The sequence below is a fragment of the Ureibacillus terrenus genome (genome assembly GCF_006569205.1).
Classification (GTDB): Bacteria; Bacillota; Bacilli; order Bacillales_A; family Planococcaceae; genus Ureibacillus; species Ureibacillus terrenus.
In genome coordinates this window covers 146,645-164,203 of the sequence record NZ_VIGD01000001.1, presented here as the reverse complement: position 1 = coordinate 164,203, position 17,559 = coordinate 146,645, and the positions used below count along the sequence as shown (strand labels likewise).

At 41.0% G+C, this 17,559-nt stretch carries 22 protein-coding genes, 1 pseudogene, 2 riboswitches and 1 other annotated feature; of the genes and pseudogenes, 17 read left to right on the top strand and 6 right to left on the bottom strand.

Annotation, left to right across the window (positions count from 1 at the left end; translation table 11 throughout):
- The first annotated feature begins 2 nt into the window (after positions 1–2).
- From pstB to FKZ59_RS00840, 3 genes are all read left to right on the top strand, one after another.
- Entirely contained in the window at positions 3–848 is an 846-nt protein-coding gene (pstB, locus tag FKZ59_RS00850) for a phosphate ABC transporter ATP-binding protein PstB (protein ID WP_141600840.1), read from the top strand.
- Between the two features lie 151 nt (positions 849–999).
- Positions 1,000–1,213 (top strand) — a binding site (T-box leader).
- A 62-nt stretch (positions 1,214–1,275) separates the two neighbouring features.
- On the top strand, positions 1,276–2,661 hold the full coding sequence (gene trpE / locus FKZ59_RS00845; protein ID WP_141600839.1) for an anthranilate synthase component I: 1,386 nt from the start codon (positions 1,276–1,278) through the stop codon (positions 2,659–2,661).
- Positions 2,658–3,227, top strand: coding sequence for an anthranilate synthase component II (locus FKZ59_RS00840; protein WP_141600838.1), 570 nt, complete (start codon positions 2,658–2,660; stop codon positions 3,225–3,227). The genes trpE and FKZ59_RS00840 overlap by 4 nt, the downstream gene beginning before the upstream one ends.
- Before the next feature lie 50 nt (positions 3,228–3,277).
- On the opposite strand, the gene FKZ59_RS00835 is transcribed toward FKZ59_RS00840, so the two are convergent.
- Positions 3,278–4,507 carry an MFS transporter gene (locus tag FKZ59_RS00835; protein ID WP_141600837.1) on the bottom strand — a complete coding sequence of 410 codons (1,230 nt, stop codon included), beginning with the start codon at positions 4,505–4,507 and terminating at the stop codon, positions 3,278–3,280.
- Between the two features lie 143 nt (positions 4,508–4,650).
- Here FKZ59_RS00835 and FKZ59_RS00830 point away from each other — a divergent pair.
- A pseudogene (locus FKZ59_RS00830) lies at positions 4,651–4,983 on the top strand (nitrilotriacetate monooxygenase); the annotation flags it as partial.
- A 90-nt stretch (positions 4,984–5,073) separates the two neighbouring features.
- Here FKZ59_RS00830 and FKZ59_RS00825 read toward each other — a convergent pair.
- Both FKZ59_RS00825 and FKZ59_RS00820 read right to left on the bottom strand, forming a co-directional pair.
- Positions 5,074–5,541, bottom strand: coding sequence for an endolytic transglycosylase MltG (locus FKZ59_RS00825; RefSeq protein WP_141600835.1), 468 nt, complete (start codon positions 5,539–5,541; stop codon positions 5,074–5,076).
- Complete coding sequence (locus FKZ59_RS00820) at positions 5,538–5,915, bottom strand: hypothetical protein (protein ID WP_141600834.1); 378 nt, start codon at positions 5,913–5,915, stop codon at positions 5,538–5,540. The genes FKZ59_RS00825 and FKZ59_RS00820 overlap by 4 nt, the downstream gene beginning before the upstream one ends.
- Before the next feature lie 167 nt (positions 5,916–6,082).
- Here FKZ59_RS00820 and rpmG point away from each other — a divergent pair, with 167 nt between their 5' ends.
- From rpmG to FKZ59_RS00800, 4 genes are all read left to right on the top strand, one after another.
- Entirely contained in the window at positions 6,083–6,232 is a 150-nt protein-coding gene (gene rpmG, locus FKZ59_RS00815) for a 50S ribosomal protein L33 (RefSeq protein ID WP_141600833.1), read from the top strand.
- A 62-nt stretch (positions 6,233–6,294) separates the two neighbouring features.
- Positions 6,295–6,873: a 5-formyltetrahydrofolate cyclo-ligase gene (locus tag FKZ59_RS00810; protein ID WP_141600832.1), complete on the top strand. Its 579-nt coding sequence runs from the start codon at positions 6,295–6,297 to the stop codon at positions 6,871–6,873.
- Positions 6,874–6,877: 4 nt separating this feature from the next.
- A complete protein-coding gene (locus tag FKZ59_RS00805) occupies positions 6,878–7,096 on the top strand; it encodes a YqgQ family protein (protein ID WP_141600831.1) in 219 nt (72 codons plus the stop codon).
- Between the two features lie 312 nt (positions 7,097–7,408).
- Positions 7,409–9,304, top strand: coding sequence for an LTA synthase family protein (locus FKZ59_RS00800; protein ID WP_141600830.1), 1,896 nt, complete (start codon positions 7,409–7,411; stop codon positions 9,302–9,304).
- Between the two features lie 110 nt (positions 9,305–9,414).
- Here the strand turns inward: FKZ59_RS00800 and FKZ59_RS00795 are convergent, their stop codons facing one another.
- Entirely contained in the window at positions 9,415–9,591 is a 177-nt protein-coding gene (locus FKZ59_RS00795; RefSeq protein WP_141600829.1) for a DUF2759 domain-containing protein, read from the bottom strand.
- A gap of 198 nt (positions 9,592–9,789) precedes the next feature.
- Here FKZ59_RS00795 and FKZ59_RS00790 point away from each other — a divergent pair, with 198 nt between their 5' ends.
- Positions 9,790–10,434 (top strand): MBL fold metallo-hydrolase, encoded by a 645-nt coding sequence (locus FKZ59_RS00790; RefSeq protein WP_408057406.1) that lies wholly within the window; start codon positions 9,790–9,792, stop codon positions 10,432–10,434.
- 63 nt (positions 10,435–10,497) lie between these two features.
- On the opposite strand, the gene FKZ59_RS00785 is transcribed toward FKZ59_RS00790, so the two are convergent.
- Positions 10,498–10,740: a DUF2626 family protein gene (locus FKZ59_RS00785; RefSeq protein WP_141600827.1), complete on the bottom strand. Its 243-nt coding sequence runs from the start codon at positions 10,738–10,740 to the stop codon at positions 10,498–10,500.
- Positions 10,741–10,855: 115 nt separating this feature from the next.
- Positions 10,856–11,557, bottom strand: coding sequence for a helix-turn-helix transcriptional regulator (locus tag FKZ59_RS00780; protein WP_141600826.1), 702 nt, complete (start codon positions 11,555–11,557; stop codon positions 10,856–10,858).
- Positions 11,558–11,821: 264 nt separating this feature from the next.
- Here FKZ59_RS00780 and comGA point away from each other — a divergent pair, with 264 nt between their 5' ends.
- The 8 genes from comGA to gcvT all read left to right on the top strand — a co-directional run bounded on the left by comGA (position 11,822) and on the right by gcvT (position 17,548).
- Positions 11,822–12,829 carry a competence type IV pilus ATPase ComGA gene (gene comGA / locus FKZ59_RS00775; protein ID WP_328215456.1) on the top strand — a complete coding sequence of 336 codons (1,008 nt, stop codon included), beginning with the start codon at positions 11,822–11,824 and terminating at the stop codon, positions 12,827–12,829.
- On the top strand, positions 12,810–13,877 hold the full coding sequence (gene comGB, locus FKZ59_RS00770) for a competence type IV pilus assembly protein ComGB (protein WP_141600824.1): 1,068 nt from the start codon (positions 12,810–12,812) through the stop codon (positions 13,875–13,877). Before comGA ends, comGB begins: the two co-directional genes overlap by 20 nt.
- A gap of 14 nt (positions 13,878–13,891) precedes the next feature.
- The gene (gene comGC / locus FKZ59_RS00765) at positions 13,892–14,197 is read left to right on the top strand and encodes a competence type IV pilus major pilin ComGC (protein WP_141600823.1); all 306 of its coding nucleotides are present in this window, start codon (positions 13,892–13,894) and stop codon (positions 14,195–14,197) included.
- A 12-nt stretch (positions 14,198–14,209) separates the two neighbouring features.
- Complete coding sequence (comGD, locus tag FKZ59_RS00760) at positions 14,210–14,638, top strand: competence type IV pilus minor pilin ComGD (RefSeq protein WP_141600822.1); 429 nt, start codon at positions 14,210–14,212, stop codon at positions 14,636–14,638.
- Entirely contained in the window at positions 14,628–14,963 is a 336-nt protein-coding gene (locus FKZ59_RS00755) for a hypothetical protein (RefSeq protein WP_141600821.1), read from the top strand. Before comGD ends, FKZ59_RS00755 begins: the two co-directional genes overlap by 11 nt.
- Positions 14,912–15,364, top strand: a complete 453-nt coding sequence (gene comGF, locus FKZ59_RS00750; RefSeq protein WP_141600820.1) for a competence type IV pilus minor pilin ComGF — start codon at positions 14,912–14,914, stop codon at positions 15,362–15,364. Before FKZ59_RS00755 ends, comGF begins: the two co-directional genes overlap by 52 nt.
- A gap of 188 nt (positions 15,365–15,552) precedes the next feature.
- Positions 15,553–16,065, top strand: coding sequence for a shikimate kinase (locus tag FKZ59_RS00745; RefSeq protein ID WP_141600819.1), 513 nt, complete (start codon positions 15,553–15,555; stop codon positions 16,063–16,065).
- Positions 16,066–16,192: 127 nt separating this feature from the next.
- Positions 16,193–16,286: riboswitch (glycine riboswitch) on the top strand.
- A gap of 3 nt (positions 16,287–16,289) precedes the next feature.
- Positions 16,290–16,375: riboswitch (glycine riboswitch) on the top strand.
- Between the two features lie 72 nt (positions 16,376–16,447).
- On the top strand, positions 16,448–17,548 hold the full coding sequence (gene gcvT, locus FKZ59_RS00740) for a glycine cleavage system aminomethyltransferase GcvT (protein ID WP_141600818.1): 1,101 nt from the start codon (positions 16,448–16,450) through the stop codon (positions 17,546–17,548).
- Positions 17,549–17,559 lie beyond the last annotated feature (11 nt).

Here is a 17,559-nt window from a genome sequence, read left to right as displayed (position 1 = left end):
AAATGGTTCAAACAATGAGTAATGGTGAATTAAAAATCGTAACTGTTGCCGAAAGGAATCCATATGGACTTAAAGAACCGCGGGCAAAAAAGAAAACATCTGTTTTCTCGGCGAGGAATTTTCAACTTTGGTATGGGGAACACCATGTGTTAAAAGATATCCAGTTAGATGTGAAGGAAAATGAAGTGACGGCCATCATCGGACCATCCGGATGCGGCAAATCCACATTTATTAAATCATTGAACCGCATGGTGGAACTTGTACCATCCGTGAAAACGAATGGCGAAATTATATATCGAGGACGCAATATTTTTGACGCCGATTTTGCTGTGGAGGAACTTCGCACAAAAGTGGGCATGGTTTTCCAAAAACCTAATCCATTTCCGAAATCCATTTACGATAATGTGGCATATGGGCCAAGAATCCATGGAATAAAAAATAAAAAACTGCTGGATGAGATTGTGGAAAAGTCTTTGAGAGGCGCGGCCATTTGGGACGAAGTGAAGGACCGGCTAAACGATCATGCATATCGTCTTTCCGGGGGGCAGCAGCAGCGGCTTTGCATCGCGCGGTGCTTGGCGATTGAACCGGACGTGATTTTAATGGACGAACCGACTTCCGCCCTGGATCCCATTTCGACATTAAAAGTGGAGGAACTCATACTGGAATTAAAGAAACAGTTTTCTATCATAATAGTGACCCATAATATGCAGCAAGCCGCCCGCATCTCGGAAAAAACCGCCTTTTTCCTAAATGGGGAAGTGGTGGAATTTGACCGCACAGATAAAATATTCTCGACTCCCCGCGACAAACGTACGGAAGATTATATTTCCGGACGCTTCGGCTGATGAAGGAAGAGGGGTTCATGAGCATTCGGGATAGGTTTGAATATGAATTGGAATCGTAACCTTATGGCACAGAAATTTGTATATAAATGCCTTTTTCATAGGTTTTTATTGAATTATCAAAAAGTTTATAATAAAATAATTTCAACCATATACGGAAGCAATGATGAAAAAGAGTAGCATGATGGATTTGCTGAAGAGAGCTAGCGGCTGGTGCGAGCTAGTGCAAACCATGATGTGAATGGGCTTTCTAGCTCCGGCGCTGAACTTTCAGTAGGCGTCGGCGTATGGTTGACGTTACAAACCTAAAGTGGACATAAGCATGTCTTATGTCAATAAAGGTGGTACCACGGCTCCCCGTCCTTTGCTGTTCGGGGAGCCTTTTTATTAGATTAGCTTAGAACAGAAGAGTTGAGAGGAGATAGTGGAGATGGCAGTGAAGACAGTGAATTATGCAATGAAAACATTACAGGGGGATATGATTACACCGATTTCTGCTTTTCTCAGTATTGCAGGAAAAAACAAAGTGTTGTTTGAATCTGCTGCAAAACATGAGGAAAGCGGCAGATATTCCTTTATCGCATCGAATCCGATTGCCGAATTGATCGGGGACAACAAAGGTTATTTGTTTAAGAAAGAAGGAAGGGAAGAGAAGGGGGAAGGAACAGTTTTCCAAAAATTAAGGGAGCTTCTTCCTGCTTCCAAGGAATCATTTCCATTTCCTTTCTTTGGTGGAGCCATCGGTTATTTCAGTTATGATACGGCTTTTTATCATGAGAATATTGGTGAAACATTGCCGGATGAATTAAATATGCCGGATGTTCATCTGATGTTTTACGATCGTTTTATCGTCATCGATCATTTATTGCAAAAAGTCACTATCGCATCCATTGACTTGTTTTCGGAGGGCAAAACTGAGGAAGAGCTGGAGGAGTCCATCCGCGAAATTGAAGAACAGTTGAAAAAAGGCTCTACCCTTGTAGACGTGGAACAAACCAAGATCGAATTTCGCCCATCCATCGAAAAAAGCACATTTATCCAAATGGTGGAAAAAGCCAAAAAATATATTGAACGTGGAGATATATTCCAAGTCGTTCCATCCCAACGGTTTACAGCCGATTTTGAAGGGAATCCCTTTTCCCTATACCGCAGTTTGAGAACGTCCAATCCTTCGCCTTATATGTATTATTTGGAGTTTGACGATTGTGCCATTTTAGGTACATCTCCGGAAAGTTTAGTGAAAGTCAAAGACGGAATCATTAAAACGAACCCGATTGCCGGTACGAAACCCCGGGGAAAAACGAAGGAAGAAGATGAAAGACTGGAGAACATCCTCTTGAATGATGAAAAAGAGCTGGCGGAACATCGCATGCTGGTCGATTTGGCCAGAAACGATCTTGGCCGGGTATCGAAAATTGGCACGGTCAAAGTATCCAAATATATGGTAATCGAACGGTACAAATATGTAATGCATATCGTTTCGGAAGTTGCAGGAGAACTGAGGGATGATTTGCATGTGGTCGATGTCATCACAAGCTGTCTGCCGGCCGGGACGGTTTCCGGCGCCCCGAAAATCCGGGCGATGCAAATCATCAATGAATTGGAGCAGCAAAAGCGCGGGGTTTATGCTGGAGCCATTGGCTATATTTCAACAAATGGCAATTTTGACTTGGCCATCGCCATCCGGACGATGATTGTCAAAGACGGAAAGGCATACGTCCAGGCCGGGGCGGGAATTGTATATGATTCCGTCCCTGAGTCCGAATACGAGGAAACCATCAATAAAATGAAGGCGTTGTTGGAGGTGGAACGATGATACTGCTGATTGACCATTACGATTCATTCACATACAATTTGTTTCAACAAATCGCCTCTCTCGGCAAAGAAGTGAAGGTTGTCCGTCATGATGAAATCACGATGGATGAAATTCGCCTGTTAAAGCCTGAAGCGATTGTGTTATCTCCAGGTCCTGGAAGGCCTGAAGACACTCCCCAAACGGTGAGTCTTGTGAAAGAACTTTACAAGGAAATCCCAATCCTTGGCGTTTGTTTGGGCCACCAAATCATCGGAGCCGCATTCGGCGGGGAAATAGTGCAGGCCAGCCGGATCATGCATGGAAAAACTTCCTTATTAAATTACGAACGAAAAGGATTGTTCAAAGAGTTTTCCGATGACGTTGAAGTAATGCGCTACCATTCATTGGTGATCGAACCTACAACATTGAGCGAAGAGTTTGAGATTGTTGCCACATCAAAAGACGACGGGGAAATTATGGCCATCCAACATAAACAATATCCTGTATACGGGGTGCAATTCCATCCGGAGTCGATTGGAACTCCTGAAGGAACAAAATTGATGGAAGTTTTTTTGGGAAGCGTATGACGCGAAAAAAGGGACGCATGCAGATGGCGTCCCATTCTTTTTTAAAAATATTAATTCCGGTTATGAAGGAAAAGTATGGCGGCCAATAGCAGCGATACAATAAGAAAGGCACTGATAAATGAGATGACACCGCCCCAGCCGAAGCTGGACCAGAACAGGCCTCCCGTTGTTCCGCCGACGCTGGAACCGAAATAATAGGCGAATAGGTACAAGGAGGAAGCCTGGGCTTTATTCATTTTGGCCCGGTGGCTGACCCATGAACTTGCGATGGAATGGGAACCGAAAAAACCAAAAGTGAAAACGACAATGCCAAGAATTTTGATGAACAAATTGACAGGCAGCGTCAATAAAGCCCCAGATAGCATGATCAGAATGCCGGAAAGCAGCACCTTTGGCCGCCCGAATCGATCAGACAAGCTGCCGAACCAGGCGGAGCTGAAAGTGCCGACCAGATAGACGATAAAAATCCAACCGACAATGGTTGTGCTCAGGTTGTACGGTTCGCCAATCAGTTTATAGCTGATGTAGTTGTATAATGTGACGAACCCGCCCATCAACGTGAAAGCGATGCCGAAAAGGCATAGGAGTCCCGGATCTTTTAAATGGGAAAACAATGATTTCGTCAAAGAAGCCAATCGCAATGGCTTCGGTTCAAAATGCCTGGATGCAGGAAGAGCCCATACAAAATAAATGCTGACAAGCAAGCTTAAAATCCCCAGAAAAAGCATGCCAACCTGCCAGGAAAAGAAATCGGTGATCGTTCCCATGATGATGCGCCCGCTCAAGCCTCCGACGGAATTTCCGCTGATATAAAGCCCCATGGCGATGCCGAGGCTGGAAGGAGCCATTTCCTCGCCCAAATAAGCCATGGCAATGGCAGGAATACCAGCAAACACAATCCCTTGGACGACCCTCAATAATAGAAGAATTTCAAAAGATGGGGAAAAAGCCAACGCAATGGTTAACAATGATGCGGCAAAGATGGAAAAGGTCATTAACCGTTTCCGTCCCCATGCTTCCGACAAAGAGCCGAATAAAATGAGGCTAAAGGAGAGGGCGACGGTGGCAGCGGATAATGACAGGCTGGCAACCGCCGGTGAAACCCGAAATTCCTCGGAAAATTGGGGAAAGACCGGCTGAGTAATATAAAGGTTGGCAAAGATGATAAATCCGGCGGCAAATAACGCCATATTGGCCAATCGGAATTCCCTTGTCCCTTTCTGGATATACAATGCATTTCGCCTCTTTTGATTTTGACTTTTTTTGAATGATGAATCTATGCGTCTATTATAACAAAAAGCCGATTTTGCAACTTCATTGTTTTCGGAAAATCAAGTTTGAAACCCGAAATATCATAATAATTTCATTCAGATGATTCGGGAGGTTCCATTTGCAAAAACTGAAATTTAAAAAATTGTTTAGCAAACTATTTCAAGAATTATTTGACAGGGGAAATTTGACAATCCGCCAGCTGGCGAAGAAAATTGCGGGTGCAAGAGGGCATCGCATTATTTTTGGTACTCCTGAGGAAATTGCTGACCAATTGGAAGAGTGGTTTCATCAAAATGCTTGCGACGGTTATAATTTATTATTCCAGTATTATCCTACTTTGTTTGAAGAATTTGTGGATCTTGTTATTCCGATTTTGCAAGAACGAGGAGTATTCCGGAAGGATTACGAAGGTTCCACATTACGTGAACATTTGGGGCTGGAAAAAACTCCATTTAGGGATTACGAAAAAATATTAAATCGATGACAATGATGTGGTCCCGATCAGGCAGAGGAAAAACTTCTGCCTGAAATCGGGGATTTTTACCGTAATCAATTTCCAAAAATTTTTGAAGGATTAATTGGATGAATCCGATTTTCCCGTTATTAAATTTGCGATTTCATCGACCGACATGGAAGAATTGACCTCGTATTGGCCAATTTGAATGGAACGGGCATATTCCGGCTGCGCCAAAAAAAGTTCCATCTCGACGGCATTTTGAATAATCCCCATATCTTTTAATTTTTTTGCTATTTCATAAGGGGTTTGGCCGGAATATATATATAATATGCCTTCTTTCACTTGTTTTTTCCCGGATGAATCGGCAGTATTTCGATGTTCAGAAGTTTCATCTTTTGTTGAGGCTTGGTTTTCATATTGCTTTAGTTGCCGCTTTGCTTCCTTCAATTGCAATTCCAATTGTTCAATTTTTTCTTCGTATTTGTCCGTTGAGACTTCCGTGCCGGAAAAGTAATCCAGTCCAGTATACATGATGCCGCTCAGGATGAGGGCCATTCCGAATCCATGCAGTGTCGATCTTTTCATCGTCGGCCTCCCTGTTGAAGAATGTGAAGCACCTGTTCTTTTGTCAATGTGGACATTTTACATATTTCTTCCACGGTACAGCCTTGTTTGTTCAGCTCAATCACTTGCTGGACCAATATTTGATTCACCGGTTTCGCTTGTGAAGTTTTCCGGAAATCTGCAGAATTTTTTGCGGGCTTCACTTTGAAGGAAGAATCCAGCAATAATTCTTCCTCCACCGCTTTTAGTCTCCGCTTGATGCCGTTCATTTCTTGGTAAAATTGAATGGACAAGTCTTCGACATCCTGTTCCAATTTTTTTGATGTATCCTTCAGGAAAAAGGATGCAATAACGCAAAGAATGCCAATAACGATCAGGATTGTTGATAGTGCCACAATCTTTCCTCCGAACTCAAGATTTTCCGTTATTTTACCATAAGGAATTTATTTAACATAATAAATGACGCTAGATTTTTTCTCAATTTATGTTATAATGACTTAGTCGTATAAATCATGCAATCAATAAATTTTCATGATATGATGTAAAGTGGGAGGGTTAAATCATGCGCGTAAACATTACTTTAGCTTGTACAGAATGCGGAGAACGCAATTATATTACTACAAAAAATAAACGCAACAATCCGGAGCGTCTTGAACTAAAAAAATATTGCTCTCGCGATAAAAAAGTTACTCTTCATCGCGAAACAAAATAATTTTTTTGCCAAAACCATTGCCGGTTTTGGCTTTTTATGTATATGTAAAGGATTGATGGTGTTTGAACAAAAAAGAATGGCGGCATAAAATAAAATCCGCCCTGCAGGAATTGTCCAAAGAAGAACATCATATATTCTCTACGATGATTAAAAATCGTTTGCTGAAACAACCTTTCCTCAAAGATTGCCAGACCATTGCCATTACGATATCAAAGCCGCCCGAGGTTGATACCTATGGGATTATCGAGGAATTATGGGGAATGGAAAAAAGGGTCGTTGTGCCGAAATGCAATCCGACATTGCGCACGATGGATTTTTATGAAATTTTGAGTTTTTCCCAACTTGAAACGGTTTATATGGATTTGAAAGAACCGATCCCTTCGGAAACCGTTTACGTATCCCCCGAAGAGATCGATATGGTGATTGTGCCGGGAATTGTCTTCGATCATAAAGGGTATCGGATCGGCTATGGCGGCGGTTATTATGATCGATATTTGTCCGGCTATAAAGGGCGCCTTGTCTCCCTTGCTTTCCATTTGCAGCTTGTTGACGAATTGCCGTATGAGGCTCATGATATTCCGGTCGATGTCATAATTACGGAAAAGGCTTCTATCAATTGCGCAGAAAATCGGAGGGGATAACGAAATGAAAAACATTTTGGATATTCGAAACCTGTTGAAGAGATATGGTTCTTTTATTTATACCGGTGACCGATTAGGAGATTTGATGATGATGGAAGATGAAATCCGCGAATTATATAAATCCCAATTGTTGGATCCCAAGGAATTTCAATCCGCCTTGTTGATTATCCGAAATGAAATGAAGATGGAAGAAGAGCGAAAAATGAATGCAAACAAGCGATAATTGGAAATAAACAATGAATTATTGTTTGACTCCTTTATCCAAAAGATATAGACTTGTATAGTCCAATCGGCGACAGTGGAGAACCACTGTTTTCTTTTTGGGAACTTTTTTGTAAAAAATACGTAAATATTTATGGGTGATTGTAAATGAAAGGTAATATATAATTTTCATAACATCATATTTCCGTTTCTATGATTCTTTCGATTGATTAATATAAAAAAAAGGATTAAGATATATTTTGTTTAAATGGAACATATGTAGTATATGTGAATTTGTTGTGGTTATGTAAACCATTTTTAAGGGGGATATAAGATGAAGTCGTGGAAATGGCCGAAACAGTCAATATTAATAATAGCCATTGTAGCCACATGGATTAAGACTGCAATCGTTTATCGAACCAGCTTTGAATTTGACCTGGAAAATGGAATGCAAGAGTTCATATTATTCATAAATCCGCTCAGCTTTTTGCTTTTCGCTTATGGTCTATCGTTATTTTTTAAAACGGAAAAAGCCCGGAATCGTTGGATTATCTTCACCAGCATTTTGCTAAGCATCGTTTTGTATGCCAATGTTGCATTTTATCGGTTCTTCAACGATTTCATTACACTACCTGTACTGTTCCAAACAAGCAACTTTGGAGAGTTGGGAACATCTGTAGCTGAAATTATCGGCTTCAAAGATCTTTTATATTTTGCAGATGTATTCATCATTCTTTTTGCTGTCAAATTTATACCGAAGTTCAGAAATTCATACAGCGTCCGGAAGGAAGTTCGCCGCGCCTATTTCGTCCTGGCTTTGGCGGTGCTGTTCTTGAATCTGGGGCTTGCTGAAATACAGCGTCCGCAATTGTTGACACGCAGTTTCGACCGCGAATTACTTGTGAAAAATATCGGTACTTATAATTACCATTTATATGATTTATATATTCAATCCAAATCATCCGCACAGCGCGCCCTTGCCGATGGCAGTGAATTGGTGGAAGTTGACAACTATGTGAAAGCCAACCAGGCGGCTGTCAATAAAGAAATGTTCGGCAAATATAAAGGCCGCAACCTGATTGTCATCCAATTGGAGTCATTGCAAAACTTTGTATTGCAAAATGATATGAACGGTTATGAAGTGACGCCATTCCTGAACTCTTTAATTCACGATAAAGATACTTATTACTTCAGCAATTTCTATCATCAAACAGGGCTCGGCAAAACGAGTGATGCGGAATTCATTCTGGAAAACTCTCTTTTTGGATTGGACCGTGGAGCAGTATTCTTTACCCATAGCGGGAATACGTTCAATTCCATGGCTGAAAAATTAGGGAAAAACGGATATTTCACGGGTGTCATGCATGCGAACAATAAATCTTTCTGGAACCGGGATATGATGTATCAATCATTAAAAATGCAAAAATTCTTTGATATCACTTATTATGATGTCAACGATGAAAACTCGGTAAACTGGGGATTAAAAGACATTCCGTTCTTTGAGCAGTCAGCGGACTTAATGACCGAATTGCCTCAACCGTTCTATGTGCGCATGATTACATTAACAAACCACTTCCCGTTCACTTTGGATGAAGAGGATAAAATGATTCCTGAATATAATTCAAATTCGGGTACGTTGAACCGTTATTTCCAAACTGTTCGGTACATGGACGAAGCGTTGAGGGTCTTCTTTGAGGAATTAAAAGAAAAAGGCTTATATGATAATTCCATCATTGTCATGTACGGCGACCATTACGGCATTTCCGAAAACCATAACAAAGCAATGGCGCAGTATTTAGGCAAAGATGAAATTACACCATATGATACAGCCCTATTGCAATCTGTTCCTTTATTCATTCATATTCCGGGTTCAGGCGATGGGCATGTCATTGATAAAGTCGGAGGTCAAATGGATTTAAGACCGACAATTCTTCACTTGTTGGGAATCGATACATCAAACGACATGCAATTGGGTGCCGATTTGTTCTCCGACGAGCATGAAGACTTTGTCATATTCCGTGACGGACGATTTGTGACAGATCAATATGTTTATGCGGATGAAACATGTTTCGACCGCAAGACAGGGGAAAAAGTGGATATTCAAGGATGCAAGCCATATATTGAGCGTGCACAGAAAGAACTCGGATATTCTGATAAAATCATCAACGGCGACTTGTTGCGGTTCTATGACGAGGATACGGGAAACTTGATACAAAACTCGGTTAAATAAAACAACCCGGCTACATGCCGGGTTGTTTTTTGATTATTTAGATTAGAAATTTAAAATTTATCATTAAAAAACGGGATACATTTGAATGTATCCCGTTTTTTATACTTTCATTAGATTGCTGGAGGATAGCCTTGGTGATAAATTGTCATGAATACAAACCAACCAAAAACTATGCCAGCTGCTAGTCCAAAAATAATAGCGAGAACATTTTTTTCTTTAATTGCGCGGAACGCTGCAACTAATGAAAGAATAGCAATTAATCCGAAAAATACCATTAATAAGTTCATGAAAAAAATTACACTCCTTTCGACATCCAACCAGTATGTCGTAAACAATGTTCCCTCTCTATTTTATAGCAACGGTCATCAAATGTCGAGGTATAAAAGTGACGTTTATATGAACAACGCAATTTCTTCGGAAAAAAGACATAAAGCATTTTATGAATGTTCATTTCTTCCAATCCATTGTATAATACGCTAGAGGTGATGAATTTGTTGGATGTAAAAATTTTAAGTGTCGGACCTATCCAGGCCAATTGCTACATCGTAAGCAATAAAGCGAAGGAATGCATCATTTTTGACCCGGGCGAAGAAGGGCAAAGAATCATATCAACCGTTGAAAAAGAGCGGTTGAAGCCGCTAGCCGTCTTTTTAACCCACGCCCATTTTGACCATATCGGCGCGGTGGACGAAGTGAGAAACGCTTTTCATATTCCCGTTTATATTCATAAAGAAGAAGAGGACTGGTTGTTGGATCCGAGTAAAAACGGATCCGGAAAATTTGCCGATCTTCCAACCATCCGTTTACAGCCTGCCGATTCCATTATTGACCGCGAACAAGAATTTGAAATTGGCGGCATGAAATTTCAGGCAGTATTTACACCCGGACATTCGCCGGGAAGCATTTCCTACATCTTTAAAGAAGACGGTTTCGCGATTGTGGGCGATACCCTGTTTCAGGGAAGCATCGGCCGGACAGACCTGCTCGGCGGATCCATGGATATTCTTTTAAAGTCCATTCATGAAAAATTGCTTGTGCTGCCTGATGATTTTATTATTTATCCGGGCCACGGCCCTTATACAACACCCGCTTATGAAATGGAAATGAATCCGTTTTTGCATGGGTTTTAATATTTTAGAAAAATAAAAAAAGCATCGGGCGAAACCGATGCTTTTTATTATTATCATCAATTATTAATGTCCTGCACCAGGTACGTGGATAAAGGTTGCATAATAAGTAAAACCTGCAAAGAATATTGTTAAATATGCTCCAAAAATGTACATATACATGCGTTCTGAAAGGTTTAAGAAGCCCAATAATAAGAATAATACCGAATTACCTACGAATAATAGCGAAACCTCGATCATATCACCAAGGTAGAACATAACGGCAAAAATACCTGTCCAGAATGCCAAAACCTTGTACATATTAGCCATGTCGATTCCCTCCTTTTTGTAACGACACAATAATTACAATGTTTATTATAAATGATAGTTGACAATATTGTAAACTGAATACTTTGATAGATTTGTGACAAACAAGTGTAATATTTCACAGAGCGACATTCGGAACATCGATTTCATATTTGCAAAATTCGCAATCATGAATCATGCTTTCAAACTGGACAAAGCTGTTCTCTTCAAACAATGCATCGATTTGTCCTTTGATGTATGATTGATGCAAATCACAGATGATGTCGCTATGTTCTGCAATTTGGCTTCTAAAAGGACAATTATAAATCGTCAAAATTACTTTTTTTCCTTTTTCTGTATCGACAACTTTCGGAATGTAGCCGATAAGCAAAGCGGCTTCGGACAAGATTTCAAGTTTTTCTTCAAAATTGATTGGGGAGTTCATTTTTGCCAACCGGTTCCGCATTTCTTTGAAGCCGTCTTCATAACTGATTTTTTTTGCTTTTTCCAACGCTTCCGGCCCTAATTCATAGACAAGTTCTATGGCCCATTTAATCAAATGTTTATCTTCGCGTTTCGGAAAGCTTAATTCGACTCCTTGTTCGGATACTTTATAAATGCGCCCCGGTCTTCCGCCTTTTCCTGATTTCAAGAAGTCGGCCGTAATGAGATTGATTTCGGCAAGTTTCGTCAAATGCAGTCTGGCCACATTTGGATGGATTTTAAATTTATCCGCAATATCTTGCACAGTGAATGTTTTTTTCTGCTGCAACATGTATTCATATATTTGAAAACGCGTTTCGTCCGCCAAAGTGCTCGTAATTTTTAATGGATGCAACATTCTGTTATCCCACCCTTAGTAATATTCTGCTATTACAATTGTATCTTTATTTTTAATGAAATGATAGTGAAAATGCATAAATAATCCGCAAGTATAGAAAAATATTCAAAATTTGTAATAAAAATTGTCAAATTCTTTTCGCAAAAGTAGTTTTCTGTGAAATGAAAATTTTCAGAAAAAGTCTTTTCGAATTGCGAATTTCGTTTTATACTATTACTTAAATCAGCGGTCACAAATTATGGGGAGAGGTGATAGTGCTTGAATGTGGAGTCTGTCATCGAGACGAAATCGACCCAGCTGCTCCTGAAGGCTCTGCATTTTGGTGCCAGCGATATTTATATCGAACCGGCGCCGAAACAATACAACATACAATTCCGTAAATACGGAAAGCTGTTTCCTGCCGGTCATTTCCCCATTGATTTAGGCGACCGAATCATTTCGTATTTCAAATTCAAATCTTCTTTGGATATCAGTGAGAAGCGGAAACCGCAAAGCGGTTCCTTTGAAGAAAAGCTTTCGGATTATTTGTACGCCTTCCGAGTTTCCACTTTGCCTTCCGTCTTTAAACGTGAAAGCCTCGTTATTCGCATATTTCTTCAGAATGCCTCATTTCCGATTACCTCTTTAAGTTATTATCCGCAATCAGCCGAAAAGTTATTACGATTAGTTTCAAAAGGACAAGGACTTATTCTGCTATGTGGCGCAACCGGTTCAGGGAAAACCACCACTTTGTATTCATTGATGAACTACTGCAGTGAAACGTTGGCGCGGCATGTCATTTCGCTGGAAGATCCCGTGGAAAGCAGCCAGTCCCACATTCTTCAAGTCCAGGTGAATGAACGTGCCGGAATCACATATGCAAGCGGTTTAAAAGCGATTTTAAGACATTCCCCGGATGTCATCATGATCGGGGAAATCCGGGACGAAGAAACGGCGGAAATTGCCGTCAGCGCGGCGCTTTCGGGGCATTTGGTGCTGTCGACAATTCATGCAAAAAACTCGGTGAACTGCTTGTACCGTCTGATGGATTTAAATATTTCCATTGAAGAGATAAGACAGGCGGTGATCGGGATTGTTGCCCAGTGTTTAATCCATTTGAGGGAACTTGACAGCCGTAAAGCCCTTTATGAAATTTTGGCGGAAGATTCTTTGGAGATGGCCATCAAATTCACAATGGAAGGAAAGGAGTACCGTCTGCCTATTGAGGAAACGTTGGAATACCAAAGGGCTTTTATTGAATCGGGAGAGCATCATGTTTCAACGAATCGATAAAAGGACCGTTGCCGCCCTTATTAGCGACAAAAACAAAAGGATGCGGGATGTGCCTTCGTTTTTGAAAAGGACGAGCGATTTATTAAAAGAAGGATATACTTTTCCGGAAGCGCTGTTCATGCTGCTCCCTTATCATGCCGAAAAGGCGGAACTATGGGGCGTACGGATCCAGCAGCAATTCAACAGCGGTTCATCCGTTGCGGATATATTGCAACAGTTTTCCATACCCAGACATTTTCTTTTGCTGACCAAAATCGCGGAAGAAAAGGGTGGGTTGGCGGATACTTTGCAGTACATCAGCGAACAAATGAGATTTCAGGAGGACATGCGAAAAAAATTCATAAAACTTCTCATCTATCCGGTTTTTCTAATTGCCATCCTGGCAACGGTTTTTGTTCTATTCCGGAACTACTTCCTGCCAAATATGCAGCAAATTGCCGTATCTGCCGATTCGCAAAGGATTGCCAGCCTGAAGCTGGCCATGGTATTACTGCATTTTCCCGATTTTCTTATCGGCTTCCTTATCCTTTCCATACTTCTTTTATTTTCAATCATCCATTTTATAAGAAAAAAAGATATCGCCGATCAATTGAAGATTATTTTGAAAACGCCCGTTGCCAATTCTTTTTACAAATTGAACATCACAAGACAATTTTCCCGTCTGCTTGGAAGTTTGCTGGTATCGGGCGTATCCCTCCAACATGCACTGACGATATTGGAAGAACAGAAATTGAGCCCCCATTTGTCTTATATCGCTTCTTTGCTAAGAGAAAGGGTGATTTTTGGAGATTCGTTGTCGGATGCGGTGAACATCCTTCAATTATTTACTCCAAAGTTTGACGAGTTTATCAGGCACGGGGAGAAAAGCGGCTATCTTGGCCGTGAAATGCTGATTTTCAGCGATCTGCTCAATGAACGGATCCATTCAATGCTGAAAATTTGCCTGTCAGCCATCCAGCCTTTCTTCTTTATTTTGATCGCCATTTGCATTGTTGCTGCTTATTTGAGCATGCTGCTTCCGGTATACGACTTAATCGAAATTCTGTAAAAGGAGTGGTGCCGATGAGAAATCAAAAAGGTTTTACGCTGATTGAGATGTTGATTGTTCTGTTTATTATTTCCATCTTGATTCTGATTACGGTCCCTAATGTGACAAAACATATGAATTCCATCGACGATAAAGGATGCGAAGCCTATATAAAAATGGTTCAAGGCCAGGTGGAATCTTACAGAATTGACCATAAAACGGTGCCTACTTTGACTCAATTGATTAATGAAGGTTATTTAAAAGAAAATATGGATAAATGTCCAAACGGAAAAGGGATTGCCATTCAGACGGACGGCACCGTGACTATCATCAATAATTAAGGGGAGGGAGAAATGAAAAATGAAAAAGGATTCACTTTATTGGAAATGTTGTTGGTGCTGATGATTGTATTATTGATCGGAAGCGTCAGCTCAACTTTTTCAATCAAAATGACGGAGAAAATGCTGGTGGACCAATTTTTTCACCAATTAAAATTGGACATTCAGATGGCGCAAATGTGGGCGATGGAACATCAAAAGAGCTGTTTTGTTTCATTCTCGTCCTCAAACACTTATAAGGTCCACCATCAGCTGGATGAAGTGATATTGGAAAGGAAACTGCCTGACACGATATCGATCGATCCCGACAGCAATTTATTGACCCTTCGCATCGGTGCGGATGGATCGGTTGACAATTTTGGGACCATTACTTTCCAAACCGGTTTGGGAACAAAATATATTATTGTCAATATCGATAAGGGAAGAATCCGTTATGTGGAATGAAAAAGGGGTTTCCATGATTGAATCGATGCTGACAGTATCCGTCATTTTCGTTTTGGTCAGTTTTATTCCCGCCGTTTTCCAGCTTAAGTCTTCCCTCCACAATCAAATGCTTGAATTGCATGCTTCCCAGGCGGCCTATGAAGGGGTGCGCATCGCAAAAACGACCGGGAATACGGAAGGGAGGATATGGATTGATGACGTGGAATATACCTGGCATTTACAAAACGATACAATTTGCGTCCAATACAATCATTTGGATGAGGAACGATTAAAATGCGTCAATGCCGACGGGGAGTCCAAAACAATCAAAAAGGCTTTACATTGATTGAAGCGCTGCTTCAATTGCTCGTTTTCGGGCTGTTCGTCCAAATGGTGCTCGCTTTTTATTTCCTGATTCAGCAATGGAACCAGGTTTTTTTTACTGATGAACATATCAAATGGGAAATGTTTATCCAAGATTTTCAGCAATATTTAACGGGTGTGGAAGAACTTTATACGGCCGGGGACTCACTATATATTGAAGAGTCCCCGACAAAAATCATAAAAGTAAATAAAATTTCGGATGTTATCCGGCTCCAGATAAATGACCGCGGATATGTACCGCTTTTGATCGGCATCCGGAATGCAAAGTTTTCCGTGTCGGATGATCGTGTAACAATAAAAGTGGAATTTTTAAACGGAATGGAAAAGGAGAGGACGTTGTTTGTTCAATATGCTGAAGAATGAAAAAGGCATCATGTATCCCATTGCAATCCTGCTGCTGTTTTTTATTCTCTCCATCGTGATATTTTATAGCTCATCCTATTTAACTCAATTTTCGATCATTAATTCATTGGAAAACGTCAATGTTCGTGCTACGATAAACTTATTGAATAGATAAATGGAGAGTTTGAGCTTTAGAAAGGTGTCTTGAAATGAATAAAATATATTTGGTAGGGTTCATGGGATGCGGCAAAAGTGCGGTTGGCCGCCAATTGAGCTATGCTTTGCGTCTGCCCTTTTATGATATGGATAAAGAGATTGTCAAACAACAAGGCATGTCGATTCCAGAAATTTTTGAAAAATATGGGGAGGAACATTTCCGGAATTTAGAAACGGAATTTCTGAAAAATTTCCGGGATGAGGCATGTATCATCTCGACAGGCGGAGGGGCAGCGATGAGGCAGGAAAACCGGGAAATCATGAGACGGACAGGCCTGGTCTTTTTTCTGGATGCCCCTTTTGAGGATATTTACAAAAGAATCAAAAATGATGCAAATCGGCCAATTGCACAACGCTCGACTAAAAAAGAGCTGGAAAGACTATATTATTATAGAAGGAAATTTTATAAGCGGGCAGCCCATATCCGGGTGTTTACGCGCAATCGGAACATACGGCAAATCGTAAATTATATTGTATTCCAAGTGAACCGCTTGAAAGGCGAATGAAAAAAATATTTTTTTAATAAAACGTTCGCTTTTTTATCACTTTTTTAAAAAAAGGTTGCCATTCAATACGTTCAATGTTAGGATATTGGCAAAGATGTGTATTTTGGAAAAATTTCATAATGTGCGGATGATTGTGCGGGGAGAGAACGTGTTATACGTCGCCGAAGGAGCAAGTAGCGGAGAGCTATGAATCTCTCAGGCAAAAAGACTCGTACGGGACGCAACTCTGGAGAGCGCTGATTTTCAGCCACCCAAGGGGAAAGCCGGCTATTTTGCTTAGCTGGTGTAACTTTCAGGTGCAAGGACAGAGAATTCCCTGAACAGGGGGGATTTTCTGTCCTTTTTACCTATTATTGCTTAATCACTCAAGGGAGGTTTAACGATGGGAGAATTAAAGAGGACACCATTATTTGGAGAGTATGCGAAATACGGGGCAAAAACCATCGATTTTGGCGGGTGGGAATTGCCGGTTCAATTTTCATCCATCAAAGAAGAACATGAAGCGGTCAGAAAACGGGCCGGACTTTTTGACGTATCCCACATGGGGGAGATTTTGGTGGAAGGGGAGAATGCCCAGAAATATCTTCAGAAATTATTGACCAATGATATTTCAAAAATCCCGGACGGTGGCGCACAATATAATCTGATGTGCTATGAAAATGGTGGTGTGGTTGACGATTTAATCGTTTATAATCTCGGCAACAGCCGGTATTTGCTTGTGGTGAATGCCGCCAATATTGAAAAGGATGTCGAATGGCTGAAAAAACATGCTGAAGGTGATGTCGCCATCACCAATCAATCAGATCAATATGCCATGATCGCTCTTCAAGGACCCCTATCCGAAAAAATATTGCAATCATTGACAGAGGAAAATTTATCAGAAATCAAACCTTTCCATTTTAAAGCGTCCGTGGAGATTGGGGGCTATCCGGTTTTACTTTCCCGGAGCGGATATACCGGAGAAGACGGTTTCGAATTGTATGGAGAGCCTGATGCCATCGTTTCCTTGTGGAATAAAATTTTGGAGGCAGGAAAAGGAGACGGCCTCATTCCATGCGGCCTGGGGGCACGGGATACGCTGCGCTTCGAAGCCTGCCTGCCGCTTTATGGACAAGAATTGTCCGAATCGATTACTCCATTGGAAGCGGGTCTCGGCTTTGCGGTAAAGCTTCAAAAAGAATCGGATTTTATCGGAAAAGAGGCCCTCATAAAACAGAAAGAAGAAGGGCTTCAAAGAAAGCTTGTCGGCATTGAGATGATCGACAAGGGAATTCCCCGCCACGGCTATAAAGTTTTTAAAGGCGACCAGGAAATTGGCGTTGTTACTACAGGAACCCAAGTTCCTTCTACAAAACGGAATCTGGGTTTGGCATTATTGGACATCCAATATACGGATCTTGGAACTGAAGTGGATGTGGAAATCCGGAAGAAGAAGGTAAAAGCCCAAGTGGTGCCGAAACCTTTTTATAAACGGGAAAAATAATACATGGAGGT